Here is a 20,835-nt window from a genome sequence, read left to right as displayed (position 1 = left end):
TTTATTAAAAGAATAATCCTATTACTAAATCTATGAGTTTAATGCCGACGAATGGAGCTATTATACCACCTAGTCCGTAAATGAGCAGGTTGCGGCGGAGTAAAGCCGAAGCTCCGATAGGCTTGTATTGAACACCTCTTAAAGCCAATGGAATCAAAATGGGAATAATGATTGCATTGAAAATAATGGCCGATAGAATAGCACTTTCGGGGCTATGTAATCCCATAATGTTCAGTGAAGCTAATTCTGGTACGGCTATCATGAATAGAGCCGGAATAATAGCAAAGTATTTTGCGACATCATTGGCGATGGAGAATGTGGTAAGGGTTCCGCGAGTCATTAATAATTGTTTCCCGATTTCTACAATTTCGATTAATTTCGTCGGATCGTTGTCCAAGTCTACCATGTTTCCAGCTTCTTTGGCTGCCTGAGTTCCACTATTCATAGCTACACCAACATTCGCTTGGGCCAAAGCAGGAGCATCGTTGGTTCCGTCGCCCATCATGGCTACCAGTTTACCGGCACTTTGTTCTTTCTTGATGTAATTCATCTTGTCTTCGGGTTTGGCTTCTGCGATGAAGTCATCTACACCGGCTTTTTCTGCAATGTATTTGGCCGTTAATGGGTTATCCCCGGTAACCATGACTGTTTTAACTCCCATTTTACGCAACCGTTCGAATCGTTCCTGTATTCCCGGTTTGATAACATCTTGTAATTCTATGACACCGGCAGGTTTTTCATTGACGCTAACTACAAGAGGGGTTCCTCCATTTTTTGAAATCTCTGTGATACGATTTTCCAAATCTTGTGGAATTTCGTAGCCTGCGTTTTGAGCAATTTTTCGAATAGCTTCTGCTGCCCCTTTTCTAATCCGAGTACCGTCTGCTAAATCTACACCGGAACATTTTGTTTCGGCACTGAATTTGATAAGTTTGCTACCGGTTGTATTCAAGTTATGTACTCTTAAACCCGATTCACGAGCCAGTTCTACGATAGATTTACCCTCGGGAGTTTCATCGGATAGAGACGACATCATACAAATTTCGGCGAAAGCATGATTTTCCAAACCGTTGGCGGGATAGAAATGGGTAGCTTTACGGTTTCCGATTGTAATAGTTCCTGTTTTATCCAAAAGGAGAGTATCGATATCTCCGGCAGTTTCTACTGCTTTTCCCGATTTGGTAATTACATTTGCTCTCAGAGCTCTATCCATTCCTGCTATACCGATAGCTGAAAGCAAACCTCCGATTGTCGTCGGGATAAGGCAGACAAATAACGATAAGAAAGATGCTATTGTAATAACGGTTCCTGTATAGTCGGCAAACGGTTTAAGGGTTACACATACGATTAAGAATACCAATGTGAAGCCGGCTAAAAGAATTGTCAGCGCAATTTCGTTAGGAGTTTTTTGTCTGGAAGCGCCTTCGACGAGAGCAATCATTTTGTCCAAGAAACTTTCTCCCGGTTGTTGTGTAACAAGTACTTCGATGCGATCCGAAAGGACTTTTGTTCCACCGGTCACTGAACTTTTGTCACCACCGGCTTCTCGAATTACAGGAGCACTTTCTCCGGTAATCGCACTTTCGTCGATAGAAGCCAATCCGTTTATGATTTCACCATCGGCTGGTATGGTATCACCTGCTTCACAGATAAATACATCACCTTTTTTCAGTTGAGAGCTACTTGTCGTTTTTATTTGTCCATTGACAAGTAGTTTTGCCGGAGTTTCTTCGCGGGTTTTTCTCAAACTATCGGCTTGTGCTTTGCCTCGGGCCTCAGCGATAGCTTCGGCGAAGTTGGCGAATAATAGTGTGATAAACAAGATAACAAAAACCCATGCATTGTACACGAATGAACCTTGAGCGTTGTCAAAGATGGAATAAATCATCACAAGGAACATAATGGCTGTACAAACTTCTACCGTGAACATGATAGGGTTTTTCACCATGATTCGGGGATTCAATTTAACGAATGATTGTTTTAAGCTCGTTAAAACTTGCTCTTTTTCAAACAAAGAAGCTGATTTATTATTTTTCATATCTATCGTTCTGTTATTATAAGCTGAAATGTTCTGCAATAGTACTTAATGCTTGAACCGGGAAGAATGACAGAGCTGCAACGATAAAGATGACAGCGAAGGTCATGACACCGAAAGTAATGGTATCGGTTTTTAAGGTTCCTGCACTTTCTGGTACATATTTCTTGTTGGCCAATAATCCTGCAATGGCAACTTGTCCTACGATGGGAAGGTATCGGCTGAGTATCAATACTATACCGCAAGAGTAGTTCCAGAACCATGTATTATCGCCCAAACCTTCGAACCCGGAACCATTATTGGCGGCACAGGAAGTAAATTCATAAAGCATTTCGCTTAGTCCGTGGAATCCCGGGTTATTCAACCAACCGCCTTCGTTTTCGACAAAGGAAGGTGCATGGACATATAAATAGGCCGCTAATGAGGTTCCTACTAAGATGACAAATGGGTGTAACAAGGCAACGATCGTAGCGATTTTCATTTCTCGAGCTTCTATTTTTTTGCCGAGGAATTCGGGAGTACGACCAACCATCAATCCACTGATAAATACGGCGATAATGATAAAAGTAAAGTAGTTCATCCAACCTACACCTACACCACCGAACCATGTATTGATTTGCATGTTCAGCATTTCGATCATGCCGGAGAGAGGCATGGTAGAGTCATGCATACCGTTTACAGAGCCGTTGGAAGTAACGGTGGTTGTCACGCTCCAAAGCGCCGTAGCAGCAGAACCCAGTCGGACTTCTTTTCCTTCCATAGCACCGTTGTCTTGTGCTATACCCATTGCGCCGATGCGCGGGTTGCCACCTGTTTCTTGGGATACATTTATCCATACCCCGGCTAAGTAAGCAAATAGCATTATTCCGAAAATACTGTATGCTAATTTCTTTCGTTTAAGGTAAAACCCAAAAGCGAATACCATAGCCATAGGTAAAATCAATATGGCCCAACATTCTATCATATTAGTGAGATAGGTAGGATTTTCAAGAGGGTGCGATGAATTTACTCCGAAGTATCCACCTCCATTCGTACCTAATTGTTTGATGGGAACTATCGCCGCAGTAGGACCTTGCGATACATATTGTGTTTGTCCTTCTATTGTAGTCACTTCCATCTTTCCGTCAAAGCCCATAGGGGTCCCTTCTATAATCAGTATGAATCCGATAACGAGGCAAATAGGAAATAAAACACGGGTACAGCTCCTTACTAAGAAGTACCAGAAGTTTCCAATTGTTTTGGTCGTTTTAGCGGCCAATGCTTTCATGATACCTGCCATTGCCGCCATACCGGTTGCAGCGGTAATGAATTGGAACAGCATGATAACGAATAACTGGGTGAGATAGCTTAGCCCACTCTCTCCGCTATAATGTTGTAAGTTACAATTCACGAGGAAGCTGATACATGTGTTGAATGCCTGATGAACAGACTGTCCTAAATTGCCGTCTGGATTTAGGGGCAGTGCTCCCTGAGAAACTAATAATATCATTCCCCAGAAAAACCAAAAGAGGTTTATCACGAGCAATGCTTTCAGGAATTGTTTCCAGCTCATCTCTTCTGTTGGATCGACACCTCCCAGTTTGTACATGATTTTTTCGATGGGAGTCATGAAGTCCGACCAAACTTTCTTACCTTTGAAAACCTTTGAAATGTATTTCCCGATGGGGTAGGCGAGTACGACCATCAGGACAATTTGTGCAATAACACCTAATATCTCTGTATTCATTGTGTTTAATCTTTATAAATGACTAAAACTTTTCGGGTTTTACTAATACATACATCAGATACCCGAACATAATTACGCTGATAATAAATAATGCAGTGTACATGTTAAATCTCCTTTTAATTAAATTTTTTCAAACCAGTCTATGCACTTATAGAAGAGCCAGAAACAGGCAATTCCACTGAGTATACAAACTCCAAAACCTAATGCGTCAAATTCCATGTTACATTTTTTTAAGTGAATACTAAATTATTTTTTTCGGTTTGGGGTATGCCAAAGTTGTGCCAATATTGTTTTTGAATATTTTAATTGATTCATAATTAGTATTGTAAATGAAAAGGGAGTATCTGTTCACCAGATACTCCCTTTTCATTTTGGTAGGGTTGTGTATTATTTTGAAAAGAATTAGAGTTTATATTCTTCTATTTTTCGATATAAAGTGGTAAGTCCTATTTTTAGGAGTTTTGCAGTTTCGGTTTTATTGCCGTTCGTATAGTCCAGTACTCGGGCGATGTGGCGTTTTTCCATAGCCGATAATTCGAAACCACTATTATTGCAGCTTTTTTCCTTAAAAGCTGCATTTTGTATTTCTATGGGTAAATCTTCGGGGTGTAACTCATCACTTTCACAAACAATAAGACTCCTTTCGATAACGTTTCTGAGTTCACGCACATTGCCTTTCCATTCTTGTTGTTCGAGCATGTCGATGAATGCTTTGGAAACCGTTTTCGAGGAATGGGTCATTTTTTCGGATAAGGATTGTACAAACGCTTCGGTTAGAAGCCTAATATCTCCCGGACGTTCTCTCAACGGCGGTAAATGGATTTGGAAAACTGACAGCCGATAAAACAAATCCTCCCTGAAATGCCCTGCATTTATTTCTTCCGGCAAGTTTCGGTTGGTTGCTGCAATGATACGAACATTTACAGATGTCGGTTTGGTTTCACCTATTTTGATATATTCTCCGGTTTCTAATACTCGAAGCAACTTGGCTTGCAACTCTATCGCCATCTCTCCGATTTCATCTAAAAATATCGTTCCGTTGTGAGCCTCTTCGAAAAGTCCCTTTTTGTCTTTCAAGGCTCCGGTAAAGGAGCCTGCTTTATGTCCGAATATTTCGCTTTCCAAGAGTTCTTTGCTAAATGCCGAACAATTTATTGCAACGAAATTTCCTTTATTTCGTTTGCTCTCGTGGTGAATCGCTTGGGCGAAAACTTCCTTTCCTGTACCGGTCTCTCCGGTTAAAAGAACCGGTACATCGGTTGATGCCACTTTTCGTGCCAACGCGATAGCTTCCAGCAAAGGCTTTGACTGACCAAGAATAGAATTGAATGAATATTGCTGAAAGGTTTCTTTTTCGGGACGATTTTTTACTCCGTTAGTTCGAGCTTTTTCCATAGCCCGACTAATCAGAGGAATAATTTTGTTATTGTCGTCACCTTTGGTTATGTAGTCGAAAGCTCCGTTTTTTATGGCTTGTACCCCGTCGGGTATATTTCCGTGGGCTGTTAATAAAATGATTTCCGATTCGGGCGATATTTTTTTTATTGTTTTTATGAAATCTACACCATTCCCGTCGGGGAGAAAAACATCGCATAAGATAACATTGGGAGAATACTCCATTTGTTTTACTGCCGCTTTACAGTCTCCTGCCTGTAAAACTTCATATCCTTCCAGCCCTAAAATGCGGGCTAATAACTGTCTTATCTGTGGTTCATCGTCGATGATTAGAACCTTATTCATAATATTCTCATTCTTACTCATGCGTGCAAAGATAGGATATATTTTTGTTCCGAAAAAGCAGATACAGAAAAGGCGAGACATTGCATGTTCCCGCCTTTATAGTTTATGGAAGATTTATTAAAGAGCAATTTTAAATGTCGGACCGTATCCTTCTATGGAGATGAAATATATGCCATGAGGGAATCCTTCTATACTGAGAACCGTTGTCTCGTGTTCGGCTGAAATTTGTCGGCTCAAAATGCCTTGATCGGTATATATCGAAATCAATTTTCCAGTTTGAATGCCGTCAATTTGGATTGCGTTATTGTGTCTGACAATAGAAATATTTTTATGAATATTGGTTATGGCCGAGGAGGTAGATAGATTGACCGAGAAAGCATCGGAGAATGCAGTTTCCATAAACGAATGTGCCTTTACACGTACTGTGTAATCTTTTTTATCGAGATTAGAGAAACTGGCCTTCTTTTCGGTAAGTCTGGTTTTCGTGTCGACAACTTGTCCATTGGCAGATAATTCGACACTCCATGTGTTACCGTCGGTTCCGTCCCATAAAATGTCGAATGAATTTTCGGTTTGATTTTCTGTCCGTAGATTCGTAGGAGTCTGCGCTACTGTTTCCCAACTGTAATCGGTATCGATAGTGCCCATACACCATGCTTGATTACCTTCGGGCTCTGCTAAGTTGGCCGTGTGGTCTCCATTACCTTCTGCGAAATTGAAATTTTTAATCAGTCCTGTCGTGGACGGTTCTATTTGTTTCTGATAATTATTTTTTATTTCTTCTGCTGTGCGGGCTACACTCCAAAGTCGAAAGTCTGCCATTTTGCAATTGCAAGGATTGCCCCACGGAGCAGTTCCCAAAAAAAGAGGCTTTCCATCGGCTTCCGTATTATATCCTGTTGTATTCTCCTGTGTTCCGGCTACTTCACCGTTAACATAGACAATCATCTGACTTCCGTCGGCGACACAAGCGATGTGAGTCCAGTTCTCTTTCCAAGAAGTAGGATCGATCCATATAGATGCTCCGTCCAACTGAAATTTAAACCACCCGTCGAATCCTAATGCGAATCCCTTGTCGTTGTGCATATTGCTAGCGAAAAATCCGGTACTATTGTCTATATATAACCATGTTTCTAAAGTCATTTGATTAGACCCGATTGTTGTTTCTAACGCATTCATACCGGCAGCCGATGTTTTGAAAGAAATAGCTCCGATGTCCGCTTTTGTAGGCATAGCTGCAAAAAGACAGGCTGTTATTAAACCTGCGATTTTGAATGAAGTAATTGTTTTCATAGATTTGAAATTTAAATGATTAAAGAATTATTTACTGAGAATTTCTAAAATGGATTTTCTGAATTTTTCTATTTCTGCGTTGTTTTTTGAGTATTTTTCGGGCGATTGGTATATAGATTGGAAAAGGGTTTCGCTTTTGGCTCTTCCTATTTTCTTTTCGAGCTTGGCAAGGTATTCATAGTCTTCCATACTGTCTCTCCAACGTTCCATTCGTATTGATACTACGGGGCTTGTGCTGTTGAAATATTGGCCGGGGTAAATCAGCACACCGTCGCCCTCGGGGAGGTCTTTGCGAAAAGCCAATGTGTCGGATTCGGCATAGGCATTGACTGCCCAATATAGGAATCCGGTGGTACGCTCTTTCCAGCTGCGCCATAATACAGCTCGATGCTGGTATCCGTCCATCGTGAGCAATAGATTGGGCTGCTCTTCTCCGGGGCCCATGCAGACATAAGTCCACCATTCTTCATTGCCTCGGAGAAGAGAACGGCATGTGTCTGCGTTGGCTTCGTTCGCTTGTAAAGCCCAAGCGCTCATACTGAAAATTTGAGTGTCTCCTCGCCAAAGGTCGAATACGGAAAACAACCGGTCTTTGTATTTCCCGTCTTTCGGTCCACAGTAAAAGGTCGTGAGGACCTTTGCTTCGGGCATGAGCTTGTGTATTTCTTGGGAATATTGACCGATGAGGTGATATTCTTTCATATAAGCAGGTTCGTCCCATAAGTAGAAGTAGGATTTATCGAGTAAATCGGTTTGTTTTAATCGCTGCAACAAGCTGTCCAATTCGTTGTATGACAGAGAGTGGTAGGGGACAGCGAACCGATTGAATCGTTTGTCCGATAGGAAAGGAACTGTTCGCTTGTCGTTCCATTTCCACGGAGATGAAGATGCCTCATGTTTCATGCTGTTGGCCAACCATGTGGAGAAATAGGGATTCATGCGATAATCAAGGCATAATTCTGCCCATTCCAGTTTGTTTTGCAAAGTTTGTTCTTTCGAAGTCGAGTCGATGAGATTCTTTTCTATGATACCGAATGCTGCTGGTAACGAAGGTGTCGAGGGTAATGCCGTGTCGTACACTTGCAGATCGATTTTTATTTTTTGCCGTTTTCCGTTACCATCGATCGAAATTTGTTCTTCGTATTTCCCCGGTCGGATCGACTCGGCCGTACGGAATGTAATCCATAGTTTAGCGATAGAGTCATTTAAAGTAATTTGTTCTCCATCTATGGGGACTAAGGCATCGTCGAATCCATATACCGATTTGATTTGCCGACAACTATATCGGATAGAATTGTCGTCATTTCCGTTTCGATGTATTTTATAAGTTTCTCCTGGACAGCCTTTGAAAACGATTTGGATATGTTCCGCTTCATTTTTAGCGAGGAATAACGTGCCGGAATTTTGGGGTTGAACTTTATGAAAATCAGATGCTTTGTCGGTCGAAGGTATAAGGTAACATTCGATTGTTTGTTGACAAGAGATTAAAAAGAATGTACAGCTTATGATGAGAAGCCGATAGAAAAGGTGATGTTGCATATCGAAATATTTATTCTGTGATGTTTTCAATTAAATTTTTACGTAGAGCCAATGCGTATTTGCTTTGATCTGTGTAGTTCGAGGGACTCTTATAGACGTTGTTGAGAAGAGATAAGGCGGCCGATCGTCCGAGTTTTTTTTCGTACAAGACCAGCATGTCGTAATCTTCGGCTCCATCGCGCCATCGTTCCAACCGGACAGAGGTACAAATTTTGTTTGTGCCGAACGATTCACCGGGATAGATGAGTATCCCGTCTCCTTCGGGCAGTTCAGGGCGAGGTCTGAGGGGATAAACGCTGGCGAATCCGTTGACGACCCAATATAGGAATCCGGAATTTTGTTCTTTATAATTACGCCACATGGTCGCCCTGTTACCGATAGCGGTAGAATTTGAGGCAAGCCCCGGAGTGTTGGACATGCACACGTAGCTCCACCATTCTTGTCCTGATTTTAATTTGGCTTTGCATTGCTCCGAGCGATTTTCATTATCCTGCAACGCCCATACGCCAGTACAATAAATAGATGTCGCTCCATTTAGAATGTCGAATACGGCGAATAAATCGTCTTTGTGTTCTCCGTCGGTAGGGCCGCAATAGAATGTAGTGAGCACTTTGGCTTCCGGTGCATATCGATGAATGCGATCCGAAAGAGTTTTGATCTGTTCATATTCATCGGTCTTTGTAGGTTCGTCCCATACATAGAAAAATGCTTTGTTTAGCAATCCGGTTTTGCGAGCTTTATTCAGCATCATCTCTAACTCACCGTCGGATAACCCATGCGATGGCAAGGCAATACGGTTAAAACGTTTGTCTGCCAAGTATTCCCAGGTGCGATCGTCATTCCATGCGTATGGCGAGGAGAAACATTCAGTTTTCATCGTTCCGCTCAGCCATGTGGAAAAGTAGGGTGATATGCGATATTCCAATAAAAGATCCGAAGCTGCTTTGCGCTTTTCTATTTTTTGTTCTTCCGATAGACCGGTGAATATGAAGTTTTGAGGGTTGATTCCGAATACCGAGGCAATAGATGGAGTTTCTGGCAAAGAGGCGTTAACGACATTAATCGATATAGCTACGGCATATTCTTTGTCATCGGTTTTGAATCGTATGATTTCTTTATGTCGTTTAGCCTCGGCTTCGGACTTGACTTTAAAAGTGAGCCAAGCTCGCACTACTTTGTCGTCGGGTTCTATTTCGTTATCGCAAGGAATCAGAACATCGTATTTCCCGTTGAAAGCTTCCAGTTTCCGACATTGAAATTCAATGGCATCGTTGTTGCCGATACGTTCTATTTTCAGACTTTTTTTACTATCGGTTTGTATAACGAGCTGTACACTTTCGTATTCGTTACGAACCATATTTATATCGTATCGGTTTTCTGGATCCGAGTTGGAATAATTTTCTATGTTATCCAGACTGTTTAATAGCCAAGTATTGGTCGCTACGGAGGGAACGTCGTTGTCCGAATTTTCTTTTTCACCCGGCCCGTCGTCTTTACAGGCGGCAAGTAAAAACGAGAATAGTATTATATAATAAAAATGTGATGATTTCATACCTACAAGACTATTTAGTTAGTTTAATCAGTTTTACGCCATGCGCAGGAACAGAAAACGAGACTGAGTTATTTTTGATTTCCATTGATTCGTTTTTCCACAAATCGGTGATGTGACCGTCTCCGATATAATTTATGGTTTGTAGTGGAAAGGTGTAAGATTCTATATCTTTATCGGTAGTGTTAAATATGGCGATATAGTGGGTCAATTCGTCTTCGCTTTGAGCATACCAAGCGATTATTCCATTTCGATCGAACAATTCTTTATTTCCTTTGGAATATTGATTAATGTCAAGTACCTCTTTATTTGTAATCAAGTTTAGCGTGAAATCGTCTATTTCGGGTAGATTACAGCCAATCATCAGAGGGGATCTAAACATGGCCCATAGTGTGAGCATTGTGTATTGTTCGTCTGGTGTAAAATTACTCATTCGGGGAGTCCCTCTCATGGCTCTTTGTGCCATTGGGCCTATGGGGAGCATATCGGCGTCGGGCCAGTGCCCTTTACAAATATACTTTTGCCATTTCCGGCAAAGTGGAAATTGTTCTTTCAGAGCCTCCCAGTCGTCCCAGAAGTCTTCGGAAATGCGCCATAGTTGGGCTACGCTTTGCAAATGTTTTATGTTCTCGACAGGGGCAGGGCCGGGAGAAAGGCTCAGGACAAAGGGCCTTTTTCTTTTTCTTGCGGCTTTGGTTATCGCTTCTATTTCGTCGTGTGCATAAATGGGAGATAGTAAATCGTCGGCCTTTATATAGTCTATTCCCCATGATTCATAAAGTTCGAAAAGCGAATCGTAGTATTCCTGAGCTCCGGGCTTACTCATGTCTATCCCATAAAATCCGAAATACCATTTGCATCGAGAATCGGTATTGACAATGTCTCGTGCTCGATATGATGTCCCTTTTATGGGAGTATTAGCTTCGACCGCTTGAATGGGAATACCTCTCATGATGTGTATACCCAATTTTAAGCCTCTGCTATGCAGATAATCGGCGAGAGGTTTCAACCCTTCTCCGTTTTTTGCAGATGGGAATTTTTCCGTATCGACGATGAGGCGTCCGAATTTGTCGATGATTTGATGTGGCGTTGACGATTCATATTGCTCCAAAGTCTCCATGCCGGGTGCATACCAACCGGCATCGATAACAATGTATTCCCAACCGTATTTTTTCAGATTTTCGGCCATGAAGTCGGCATTGGCTTTAACTTCGTCTTCTGTTACAGAAGTTCCAAAGCATATCCAGCTGTTCCAACCCATCGGTGGGCGTTCGGCTAATATTGCGGTGGATTCCGGTTGGTTGGTTTTGTTGACGTTGGTGCAATTAGAACAAAGTAGGAGTATGAGTAGCCCTATTGCAATTGAGGTTTTGATGTTCATGATATTCAGTTATCGGGGTTAGGATAAGTATGTTATACGTTATTGCCGAAGGATCCGGCAATAACGTATAGCAATAGTTTAATCTAATACGCAGCGGACACTATATCCTCTGTTCCTGTCGTAAGGATAAAGGGCGGCTCCTGAATCGTTAAGTGTGAATCCGTATGTTACTCCCTGATTGGGGAAGTTTACGGGATCGGGATTCCACGGGTACACATCTCCGTCTTTGGGAGCTGTCGAGGTCCAGAAATAGGTATTGGCAAAGGCTTCTATTACATCGTTTTCAGGTATGCTCCAAATGTATCCAGTCCCAGCCATATTGAATCCGATAGAGTTCATACCGACATCTCCGGCATTAGGATCCCAATAGCTTTTTTCTTTTAATATGGTGGCGGGCATAGTGGGGTCACCGCAAGCATTGATTAAGAAGTCCCATTCAGTTTTAGTCGGTATGTGCCAACCTTCGGGCGCTATACCTTGAATTTTTTCACCTTCTTCTGCTCCACGAGTGCCCCGCATGGTGGCGGTCCATGTGTAATACCCTCCGAAAACTTTTGTCCAAGATTCGTCTTCTCCTTCTTGGGGAGTATAGAATTTTACATCATTTTCTCCAAGAGGAGTTCCGTCGGAATAGGTCGTTGCTCTTAAATTGTCGGCCAACCATACGGCATAATCTTCGGATATGGGATCGAAAACACGACATACGCGATATTCTTCGTTGTCACGAGGATCGATGAAAGGTTTATAAAAACGGAACAATTTCATGCTGCGAATTTCGCTGCGGGACAAGGTTCCTTCGTTTTCACTTTCGACCGCCCAATATAATTCACCTCTTTTGTATTCGCCTACGCCCAGTTTACCGAGTAAGTCGTCGAGGTCTTGATGGGTGAGAGATGTGTACATTTCGGTTCCGATATCAATTCTTTCGATGTTGTTCATCTCTTCATCGAGGCTGAATATAAGAGCGTATGTAGCCCCTTCTTTATCGCCTTCCCATTCGAATTTCAGTTTTCGTGTGGGATTTTCGTACAAAAGATCAAACTCTTCCAAATCGTCGGGAGCGTATAGTGTAATGTTGCTCTCTTGCCCTTTGGGGGCATCGTCATTGTTGTCTTCGGAACATGAGGTCGTAGCAATGAGTAGTGTTGCTGCTAAATAAAAAAGTGATTTTTTCATTGTAATTGTGTTTTTAGGGTTGATGAATTATTTAGTGATTTGTATAGTACCGATTTGTAGCCAGTCGTTTATGAATTTCCCGTTTTTTACGGCAAGATTCAATCCCGGTTTTTGATTTTGGGTATCGTCTGTAATGGCAACTGCCAATATGTATTGTCCGGCTGGGACAATTAAAGATTCGCTGGTTTTATACGTTTTATCGGTTCCTTTTATCCATGCCGACGGTTCTGCGTTTTCATCGGTGATCCGTTGTTTTATTTCATGGCTTTCGGGATCGAGTAGGGCAAATGAAACTTTATATTTATAGTTCCATCTTTTGTTATTGTTGGGACATACGCCTACCCCGCTATTTCGCCATATATGCTTTATGGATAATGTATTTCCCATTTGTACCGATACTGGATATTCTATTTGGATAGGGGTTAATCTGTATCCACCGTTACTAATGAAGTCTTTTACCAAATCTTTGGCGTGGGTTATCCAACCTCTGGTTTCGGTAGCCTCTCTCAAATCGAGTGTATTGGCATGTCCTCGTATAGCGTCTTTATAAGCCTGAGCATAAAAGTCGGACCATGATTTGAATTTGTCGGCATAAAGCGGATCGGTGTTCCACGGTTGATAGCTGTCGGAATTTCCTCCCCAATAGCAGCCTTCAGCTATGAATGCTTTTTGTGGGAAAAGCGAGTTGATGATATTGACTTCTGCATCTTGGAACCAATAACTGCCGATTCCGTCGCGGCGAGTCAAAAAATCGTGTTTGTCGATAGCCAATCGTTTTTCATATTCGAATCCTATTTCTGTTCCAAAGTTCACGACAAGCAAAACATTTTTGAAATTCTTGGCATATAGGTCTGTAATCCATTGATATACTTTGAATTTATTATTGTTGTTCAAATATTGTACGTGATGCCCTTCGCCCCACCAGCCTAAATTGTAAGCGTCGATAAAATCTACTTGTTTGGGATTGTCGAATTCTTTGGCGAAAGCACGGATAAAATTCCCGAATTTTTCCTGAAAGACGGGGTCGTCGGCATAGGGAGTCCAGTTGTTGTTTTCATTTGCAGGGTCCCAGAGCTTATGGACTGCATAACCTTTGGCTCCGGCCTCTCTTACGAAGTCGGGAGTACCGTTATGAATATTGTCTTGTCCGTCGATGTAAACTCTGAATGCCAATTTCAATCCTCGGTCAAGGGCGCCTTGAATGAGCGCTTTGAAATTCTCGTCATGTTCCCATGCGTATTTACCTTCTTCTGGTTCGAGCTCAGACCATCGGGAACGCCAATAGAAAATAGAAGCATATTTTTCTGCTGCGGCTCCCTGTTGATTCCAATAGGTATTCGCTTGTGCGACGTAGTCGTTTGCATCGTCGTATAAAGTCCAACCCGATGCTGGATTGCGGATAAGTGTATCCAGGTCGGGTTCGAACGAGATTATTTCATCTCCCGATTGTAAATTGTCTCCGCTACTGTTCTTTTCACTGCACGCTGTAAGGTTCATGCAGATACAAAATAGGAATAAATTAGGAAACAGATATTTAAAATTTAATTTGTTCATAACTAAAAACCTTCGTTATTTTTGAGATTTGGATTTTCATAAATTACCGATTGTGGTATTGCATATAGAATGTGTTTGGGTTCGGCCATAAGCTTGCCACGATCAATGGCATTGGATATTAGTTCTCCATGACGAATCAAATCGGGGCGACGCATGCCTTCCCAACAAAACTCCCAACCTCTTTCTTTTAATAGGTGTGCTCTGAATGCATCTTTATCGGTTATATCATTTATCTCTTTTTCGTATTTGCTGCCTTTGTAATTATCGAATGCTCGTTCCCGTATTTCATGAACGAGGTCTTTGGCCTCTTGGGTCGGACCGTATATTTCGTTCAGAGCTTCGGCTCTGGCCAATATTACTTCGGCATATCGGTTTATTACGTATTCGCTGGCATCCCATTGCCCTGTCGTGCTAGGATTTTCTTGGTATTTCATTGGAACAGCACCCGGTTTACCCGTGTATTCAGTACGGCGGTCGACCATCTTTTTTCCATTCCAATAGGTCGCCAACAAAGCATTTCTCCGTTTGTCTTTGGGATCATAGGTGTCGTAAAAATCCCAGGGAACAAGGAAACCTCCCCATTTAGTCAATGCTATTCCGTTTTGCGATACATAATCGGCGGGTAATGCATGTGCGAGGAAACAGTTTCCTAAGCCGCCTTCGGGGAAATTGGGTATTGGGAAAATTACTTCGCTGTTCCTTTGATTCGAAGGAGACCATATTGACATGTAATCTTTTTGCAGGGAGTATTCTCCGTCTTTTATCATGACTTCGGTAATCGAATCTACCCGATTCCACCACATCATAGCTTTGCCTTCGTCGTTTCGATAGTGGCGTTCTTGACCGGCTTCATGCATATAGAGTTTCAACATATACATTTGAGCGATACCTTTGGTCATTCTCCCGTATTCGCTTGCCGCGAGCAGACTGGCCGGTTTCAAATTTTCTTCTGCTTCTTTTAATTCAGTGTCTATGAAGTTGACATACCATTCTATCGAGGGCCGTTCTGGCATATAAGATTGGGCTTTTTGAGGATCGAGGGCTATATCTGGATCGGTAATTAATGGTACTGTTCCGTAGAGATCATATAGATCATATGCCCACATAGCTCTGAGACATCGGACTTCGGCCATATATCTGCGTTTTATTGGAGCGGATATAGATATTTTTCGCATGCGTTCCAGCAGAGAGGTCGCTTTGGTAACAGCGGGAACTAGTCCGGTATAAAATTGCCCTAAATCGGTTGTTTCAGCAGTCCACAGAAAATCGAGTTGTTTGTCCCATACCCAGTTGCAGTCACATTCATCGGTACAACCGATTTGCATAGTTAGTAGAGAACCCCATGCACAATTATAGCGATCCCAGCCTCCGCCACGTAGTTCGTGGTATATCCCGGTGACAGCAGCTTTGACATCGTTTTCGGTAGTCATCACGTTATCGGAGCCAAGTTGATCATAAGTTTCGTTTTCCAAAGAGCACGAATATGCTGCTATGAGAAACAGCGAGGAGAAAAATATATTTTTAGTTTTCATAATTCATATAGGATTAAAAGGTTATGTCCACTCCAAAAGAATAGGTACGTTGATTGGGGTAACCGGCTTTGAAATCGGTTTCCGGGTCATTGCCAGAGTAAGGTGTAATTACGAAGGGATTTGAAACATCTGCAAAAATCCGGGCTCTGGAAAATACTTTCCGTATCCATTTTTGAGGAAGTGTATAACCCAGAGTGATATTTTTACAGCGTATGAACCAAGCGTCTTCCCACAGATAATCAGATGGCTGCGGGTATTGGCTTACGAATCCAGACGGATATTTGCTGTGTGGGTTTTCACTAGACCAACGTTCGGATATTTCTTTCATCATGTTTTGTCCGTTTAGAATAAAACGAATATTGGGAATGGAGAATTTTCCACGCGTGGCGTTGTTGACGATTCGGTCGAACATGCCGTAAAAGAATATATTCAGATCGAAGCCTTTGTATTCGAATGTATTTCCAAATCCGATTGAGAAGCCTGGATCGTATGTTCCCAATAATACGATATCCGCTTCATCGATAATCCCGTCCGGGGCATCTGTGTATTGAACGTTTCCGTTTTCATCGGGTATAAGGTTCCCGAAGTCGTCTCGGAGATAACCGTTTATGTCTTTTATTTTATATTCACCGGGCAGCAGGTTGGGCATGGAAGCGGGAGGTGTCTCGTCTATACCCAGAACTCCGTCGGATAGGTATCCGTAGTGAGCTCGAATGGGATCATTCGCTTTTTGCCAAGGGCTTAGTTCGTCTTCGGGATTACGCTCTTTCCAACGGTCTACATATCGGGTGAAATTAAGTTCAGTGTCCCATTTGAATTCTCCTGTAAAATTTCGGCTTTTCAAGGAGATTTCTATACCGGTACTTTGAGTTTTTCCGATGTTGGCGGCTACCGTAGATACTTCCATGAATGATTTTAGCGAGCGGTAACCCAAAAGGTCTTTCACTTCTTTTTTAAAATATTCGAATGTACCACTTAACCGTTGGTTGAAGAATCCGAAATCCAAACCGAAGTTAAATTCGGTTGTTGTTTCCCATTTTAAATCTGGGTTGGCGATTTGCGATTTTGCCGTTCCGGTGTTAATCGAATTGCCAAACACATATTGTTGCCATGCTGCCGTATAGTATTCAAAGGCGTTATTCCCGATTTCACTGTTACCCGTCTGACCTAAACTTATTCTCATTTTTAAGTCGGAGAGGAAGTCGACGTCTTTTAAAAAGTCTTCCTGTTTGATACGCCATGCAAATGCTCCCGACGGGAATATTCCGTATCGATTGTTTTCACCGAATCGGTTTGAGCCATCGACACGAGCAGTGAGAGTGAAAAGATATTTATCGAACAAGTTATAATTTATTCGACCGAAGTAGGAGATGAACATAGTTTTTGACTTGTTGGAAGCTACCGTGGGGCGGGCTGCTTCTCCGGAAGCCAGTGAGTTGTATTTGAATATATCGGTGAAAAATTGTGAATTGGCGGCAGAGAATCCTTCATTGTTGAAATCTTGATAGGAATATCCTGCTAAAATATTGAACTTGTGCGCTTTTGCAATATTGAAATTATAGTTTACGGTTGCTTCTAACAAGCGGTCGAATTGCTGTGCCATACTTTTGCTGGCTTTTCCTCCTTCTTGCTTACCGTATAATGTAGTAGTGGGTATGTAGGAATTTCTTACACCGTTTTGGTCATCGAATCCTATATTGATTTTCGCAACCAATCCTTTTATAATTTCTGCTTGAAGAAAAGCGTTCACCAATAATCTTTTAGTTTGTGTATAGTCATCTATTTCGAGCATGGAAACAGGATTGGGTACAGTAGTCATTCGATCGCTTTGCGCATAATCCCCGTTTTTGTCTCTGACAGGTGTCGTCGGGTCGTACGACATAGCCGAGTTTATCAATCCAGAGTTTTCGAAGTCTTCTGTTCCCAATGGAACATTCGAGGACTTGATGTAACTTTGAGTCGCATTGATTCCGTATTTGAATATTTTATTTATTTGATGTTCGATGTTCAGACGTCCGGTATAGCGGGTGAAGTCGCTGTTTCTAACAACTCCGTTTTGATCGAAGAAGTTGAATGATGCCATGTATTTCAGGTTGGAAGTTCCGCCAGATACCGATAAATTGTGTTGGTGAATCATACCTTCTCTGGTAATTAAGTCATACCAGTCGGTTCCTTTCCCCGCATTTTTTATATCTTTTGCGTCATAAGGATAGACGATGGGGTCTTTTATCGACGATGGGTTCGTATTTCCGTATGGATATACTCTGTTGTTATAGAGCCATTGCTCTTTGGCGAATTTGTTGGCTTCGGTCATGAATTCTTCGGCTGTCATCATTTCCGTCTTGTTGGCAATTTGTTGGACGCCATAGTTTGCGCTGTAATTGACAACGGGTTTTCCCTCGCGTCCCTTTTTAGTCGTAATGATGATAACACCGTTCGCAGCTCTTGCTCCGTAAATAGCCGTGGAAGAAGCATCTTTTAGAATCTCTATGGATTCGATGTCGTTGGGGTTGATAGAGTTCAGAGGATTACGAGACCCGAAATCGCTATATCTGTTGTCTACTGCCGGTTCGACTTGGGATCCTCCTACTGGAAATCCGTCGATGATGTATAAAGGTTCGTTTCCGGCTCCGGTAGATGCTTCGCCTCGTATACGTAGAGTGACGCCGCCACCCGGTTGTGCGCTGTTTTGAACCGATGTTATCCCGGCGGCTTTTCCCGATAACATGTGAGAGATCGATGTGTTGGCTGCCATCGGAAGGTCTTCGGTTTTTACCGAGGTAACAGCTCCTGTCAGGTCACTTTTTTTCATACTGCCATATCCGATAACGACCACTTCGTCGAGGTCATTTATCTTTTCTTGTAGGGTGGCGTTCAATATATTCCCTTTTCCTAATTTTAGTTCTTGGGTATCGTAGCCTACATAAGAGAATTGTATAACCGATTTGTCGGGTACAGTTAAAGAATAATACCCGTCTATATTGGTTATCGTGCCTTTGTTAGCTCCTTTTGCAATGATACTTACCCCGATGAGTGGTTCACCTTGTTTATCGGTTACTCTACCGGAGATTTTTTTGCTTTCGGCTGTGCTTCCTGTTTGTTTCGAATCTTTTTCAGGGGCTTTAATGATTCTTACCATTTTACCTTCTATTTCGAAAGAAACCGGTTGGTTTTGGAATATGGTTTCCAATACCTTTTCGATAGGTTGGTTTTGCAAATCGGCATTGACTTTTTGTCGTAAGTTTACATCATTTGTTTTGACAGAGAAAGAATACCCTTCTTGATTCCGAAGAATTTCCAAAGCTCTTTCTACTGTTATATTCGGGAAGTTGACAGATATGTTTTGTCCGTATCCCATAAAGACGAAGCATAATAAAAATGGGATTATGCCTTTCTTGCATCTCCCGACAATGTCGGCGAAGTGATGAATTTTGTGCCTTTTCATGATAAATTAGTTTGATTGTCAATAAATTTCTATGATTTTACCATCTCGTTTGATTGTTAAATATCCGTCTAAATTCATGGCCGATAGAATGTCGTCTAAAGTTTCGTTGTTGACAAATGCCATGTGATAAGGAATTTGTTTGAGTGAATCGTTTTTGATAATTATGTTGACATCGAAATTCCGCTCTAACTGTTTGGCAATATTTTCCAATGTTTCGTTTTTGAAATAGTATTTTCCATCTTTCCATGAAGAATAGTCGGATAGGATAAAATTTTTCTTTTCCAGATTGTGGGTTGTGCGATTGTAATAAACTTGTTCGCCCGGAGAGAGGATACATTTCATTTCTTGGTCTGTCGTACTCGGATAACAGAACGCTACCGATCCATCGAGAAGGGCTACTTCTATTCTGTTGTCGTTGCTGTACGATTTTAAATTGAATTGGGTTCCTAAAACTTCTATACTGCTTTCGTTCGATTTAATGATGAATGGTTTTTCTTTATTTTTTGCCACAGAAAAATGACCTTCTCCCGTAAAGAATATTTGCCGGAAACGGCCGATGAACTCTTCGGGGTAAATAATAGTGCTGCCGGCATTCAACCATACAGTGGTGTTATCGGGCAAAGTGATATGTTTGATGTCGCCATATCCGGCACTTTTTTCTATCCACACTATGTTTTCTTCTTTTTGGTGTTGATAGAATAAGTACCCCGAAAATATAATCAGAGGGAGAATGAGGATTGCCGCAATACGTTGTATCCAGAGAAACAAGTTTGGTTTTTTAGACTTGTTTTCTTGGGGTGCGGAGCTTAGTAGTCGGGCTTTGAATTGCTCGAAAGCGGCTTGTATCTCTTCGGGAGAAGTAGATGATGTAGTATCTTCCAATTCTTCCCATAAGGAGAATAATAACTTTTTGGCTTCTTGGCTGTTACCGTTCTTGAAAAACCAACGTTCGACCTTATTGCTTATTTGGGGCGTGCTCCGGTCGAAAAAATAACTGGATAGTTCTTGTCTGGTTGGAGTTGGATTCTGCATAATTTTATCTTATATAATATTATACGATTGAAGGAAATTACACACGTAACGACCGTGAAAAAAAATTAATATAAATCTTTATCGGAAAGAAAATGACGATAGGAGATAACAGCTATTTATTTAATAAAGAATATAAACAGCCAGAAAAGGAAGTCTCCTAAATTTTTTTTTATGGTAGCCAATGCGAGACTGATGTGTTTTTCTACCGTACGTTTGGATAAACCGAGGGTTTTGGCGATTTCGTCATTGCTTAGGAATTGTTCTCGGCTCATTTGGTATATTGTCCTCCGTTGCGGAGGCATGTTTTGCAACGTGCGATTGACAATGGATTTTATTTCTTTGATGTTATATTCCGAATCGATTTCGTATTGTAAATTTTGTGGAGTAGACAACATTTTTTCTTGGTATCCGAGCGAATAGTGTTTTTCTCGAAAAAAGTCGTAAACTTCATTTTGTACGATGGTGAATATGTAACTGCTCAAAGTGTTGTCGGACGAGAGTTTTTCCCGATTGGACCACAACTTTAAGAATACATTTTGTGCTATTTCCTCGGCTTCGTATTGATCTTTTATCATACCGAATGCAAAGCTTTTAACCTGAGGATAATATGCGTTGAACAAAATCTCGAATGTTTTGATTTTGCCTGCACGTATCTCTTCTATTTGTTGACTGGTGATTTGCATAAAGTGATGCTGTCGAGGAGCAGCTTGTTTTATCGGCATCAAATTACGGTAAAAAATGATAGAAAAACAATATTTAAGGAATGAAAAGAATGAAGTTTTATAATTCTAAAAAATCTACATAGATAAATCAATAATTACCTATGTGGATTT

Annotated in this window: 14 protein-coding genes; all 14 read right to left on the bottom strand. The window is 41.5% G+C overall.

Annotated features, from left to right (window positions below; all coding sequences use genetic code 11):
- Positions 1-4 precede the first annotated feature (4 nt).
- A complete protein-coding gene (gene kdpB, locus NBH06_RS00570; protein WP_008860747.1) occupies positions 5-2,038 on the bottom strand; it encodes a potassium-transporting ATPase subunit KdpB in 2,034 nt (677 codons plus the stop codon).
- 16 nt (positions 2,039-2,054) lie between these two features.
- The gene (gene kdpA, locus NBH06_RS00565; protein ID WP_250792247.1) at positions 2,055-3,761 is read right to left on the bottom strand and encodes a potassium-transporting ATPase subunit KdpA; all 1,707 of its coding nucleotides are present in this window, start codon (positions 3,759-3,761) and stop codon (positions 2,055-2,057) included.
- 22 nt (positions 3,762-3,783) lie between these two features.
- The gene (gene kdpF, locus NBH06_RS13505) at positions 3,784-3,864 is read right to left on the bottom strand and encodes a K(+)-transporting ATPase subunit F (protein ID WP_083855828.1); all 81 of its coding nucleotides are present in this window, start codon (positions 3,862-3,864) and stop codon (positions 3,784-3,786) included.
- 299 nt (positions 3,865-4,163) lie between these two features.
- Positions 4,164-5,501 carry a sigma-54-dependent transcriptional regulator gene (locus NBH06_RS00555; RefSeq protein ID WP_195342561.1) on the bottom strand — a complete coding sequence of 446 codons (1,338 nt, stop codon included), beginning with the start codon at positions 5,499-5,501 and terminating at the stop codon, positions 4,164-4,166.
- A 117-nt stretch (positions 5,502-5,618) separates the two neighbouring features.
- Positions 5,619-6,794: a LamG domain-containing protein gene (locus NBH06_RS00550; protein WP_195554814.1), complete on the bottom strand. Its 1,176-nt coding sequence runs from the start codon at positions 6,792-6,794 to the stop codon at positions 5,619-5,621.
- Between the two features lie 27 nt (positions 6,795-6,821).
- Complete coding sequence (locus tag NBH06_RS00545) at positions 6,822-8,333, bottom strand: DUF4091 domain-containing protein (RefSeq protein WP_250792244.1); 1,512 nt, start codon at positions 8,331-8,333, stop codon at positions 6,822-6,824.
- Between the two features lie 10 nt (positions 8,334-8,343).
- Positions 8,344-9,885 (bottom strand): DUF4091 domain-containing protein, encoded by a 1,542-nt coding sequence (locus tag NBH06_RS00540; protein ID WP_250792242.1) that lies wholly within the window; start codon positions 9,883-9,885, stop codon positions 8,344-8,346.
- A 10-nt stretch (positions 9,886-9,895) separates the two neighbouring features.
- Positions 9,896-11,263, bottom strand: a complete 1,368-nt coding sequence (locus NBH06_RS00535) for a glycoside hydrolase family 27 protein (RefSeq protein ID WP_250792240.1) — start codon at positions 11,261-11,263, stop codon at positions 9,896-9,898.
- A gap of 78 nt (positions 11,264-11,341) precedes the next feature.
- Positions 11,342-12,439 carry an FISUMP domain-containing protein gene (locus NBH06_RS00530; protein WP_046410334.1) on the bottom strand — a complete coding sequence of 366 codons (1,098 nt, stop codon included), beginning with the start codon at positions 12,437-12,439 and terminating at the stop codon, positions 11,342-11,344.
- A gap of 27 nt (positions 12,440-12,466) precedes the next feature.
- Positions 12,467-13,936, bottom strand: a complete 1,470-nt coding sequence (locus NBH06_RS00525; protein ID WP_250792238.1) for a DUF4832 domain-containing protein — start codon at positions 13,934-13,936, stop codon at positions 12,467-12,469.
- A 59-nt stretch (positions 13,937-13,995) separates the two neighbouring features.
- The gene (locus NBH06_RS00520; protein WP_250792236.1) at positions 13,996-15,525 is read right to left on the bottom strand and encodes a RagB/SusD family nutrient uptake outer membrane protein; all 1,530 of its coding nucleotides are present in this window, start codon (positions 15,523-15,525) and stop codon (positions 13,996-13,998) included.
- Between the two features lie 13 nt (positions 15,526-15,538).
- Positions 15,539-18,970, bottom strand: a complete 3,432-nt coding sequence (locus tag NBH06_RS00515; RefSeq protein ID WP_250792234.1) for a TonB-dependent receptor — start codon at positions 18,968-18,970, stop codon at positions 15,539-15,541.
- 18 nt (positions 18,971-18,988) lie between these two features.
- A complete protein-coding gene (locus tag NBH06_RS00510) occupies positions 18,989-20,002 on the bottom strand; it encodes a FecR family protein (RefSeq protein WP_250792232.1) in 1,014 nt (337 codons plus the stop codon).
- A gap of 116 nt (positions 20,003-20,118) precedes the next feature.
- A complete protein-coding gene (locus NBH06_RS00505; protein WP_250792230.1) occupies positions 20,119-20,685 on the bottom strand; it encodes an RNA polymerase sigma-70 factor in 567 nt (188 codons plus the stop codon).
- Between the last annotated feature and the right edge of the window lie 150 nt (positions 20,686-20,835).

It is taken from the genome of Barnesiella sp. B2-R-119, assembly GCF_023656675.1.
Classification (GTDB): Bacteria; Bacteroidota; Bacteroidia; order Bacteroidales; family Barnesiellaceae; genus Barnesiella; species Barnesiella intestinihominis.
This window is presented reverse-complemented; position numbering and strand designations above follow the sequence as displayed.

Bases quoted from the DNA above. Each gene is read 5' to 3' on its own strand.
- kdpB (WP_008860747.1), bottom strand. From the start codon at position 2,038: ATGAAAAATAATAAATCAGCTTCTTTGTTTGAAAAAGAGCAAGTTTTA.
- kdpA (WP_250792247.1), bottom strand. From the start codon at position 3,761: ATGAATACAGAGATATTAGGTGTTATTGCACAAATTGTCCTGATGGTC.
- kdpF (WP_083855828.1), bottom strand. From the start codon at position 3,864: ATGTACACTGCATTATTTATTATCAGCGTAATTATGTTCGGGTATCTG.
- NBH06_RS00555 (WP_195342561.1), bottom strand. From the start codon at position 5,501: ATGAATAAGGTTCTAATCATCGACGATGAACCACAGATAAGACAGTTA.
- NBH06_RS00550 (WP_195554814.1), bottom strand. From the start codon at position 6,794: ATGAAAACAATTACTTCATTCAAAATCGCAGGTTTAATAACAGCCTGT.
- NBH06_RS00545 (WP_250792244.1), bottom strand. From the start codon at position 8,333: ATGCAACATCACCTTTTCTATCGGCTTCTCATCATAAGCTGTACATTC.
- NBH06_RS00540 (WP_250792242.1), bottom strand. From the start codon at position 9,885: ATGAAATCATCACATTTTTATTATATAATACTATTCTCGTTTTTACTT.
- NBH06_RS00535 (WP_250792240.1), bottom strand. From the start codon at position 11,263: ATGAACATCAAAACCTCAATTGCAATAGGGCTACTCATACTCCTACTT.
- NBH06_RS00530 (WP_046410334.1), bottom strand. From the start codon at position 12,439: ATGAAAAAATCACTTTTTTATTTAGCAGCAACACTACTCATTGCTACG.
- NBH06_RS00525 (WP_250792238.1), bottom strand. From the start codon at position 13,936: ATGAACCTTACAGCGTGCAGTGAAAAGAACAGTAGCGGAGACAATTTA.
- NBH06_RS00520 (WP_250792236.1), bottom strand. From the start codon at position 15,525: ATGAAAACTAAAAATATATTTTTCTCCTCGCTGTTTCTCATAGCAGCA.
- NBH06_RS00515 (WP_250792234.1), bottom strand. From the start codon at position 18,970: ATGAAAAGGCACAAAATTCATCACTTCGCCGACATTGTCGGGAGATGC.
- NBH06_RS00510 (WP_250792232.1), bottom strand. From the start codon at position 20,002: ATGCAGAATCCAACTCCAACCAGACAAGAACTATCCAGTTATTTTTTC.
- NBH06_RS00505 (WP_250792230.1), bottom strand. From the start codon at position 20,685: ATGCAAATCACCAGTCAACAAATAGAAGAGATACGTGCAGGCAAAATC.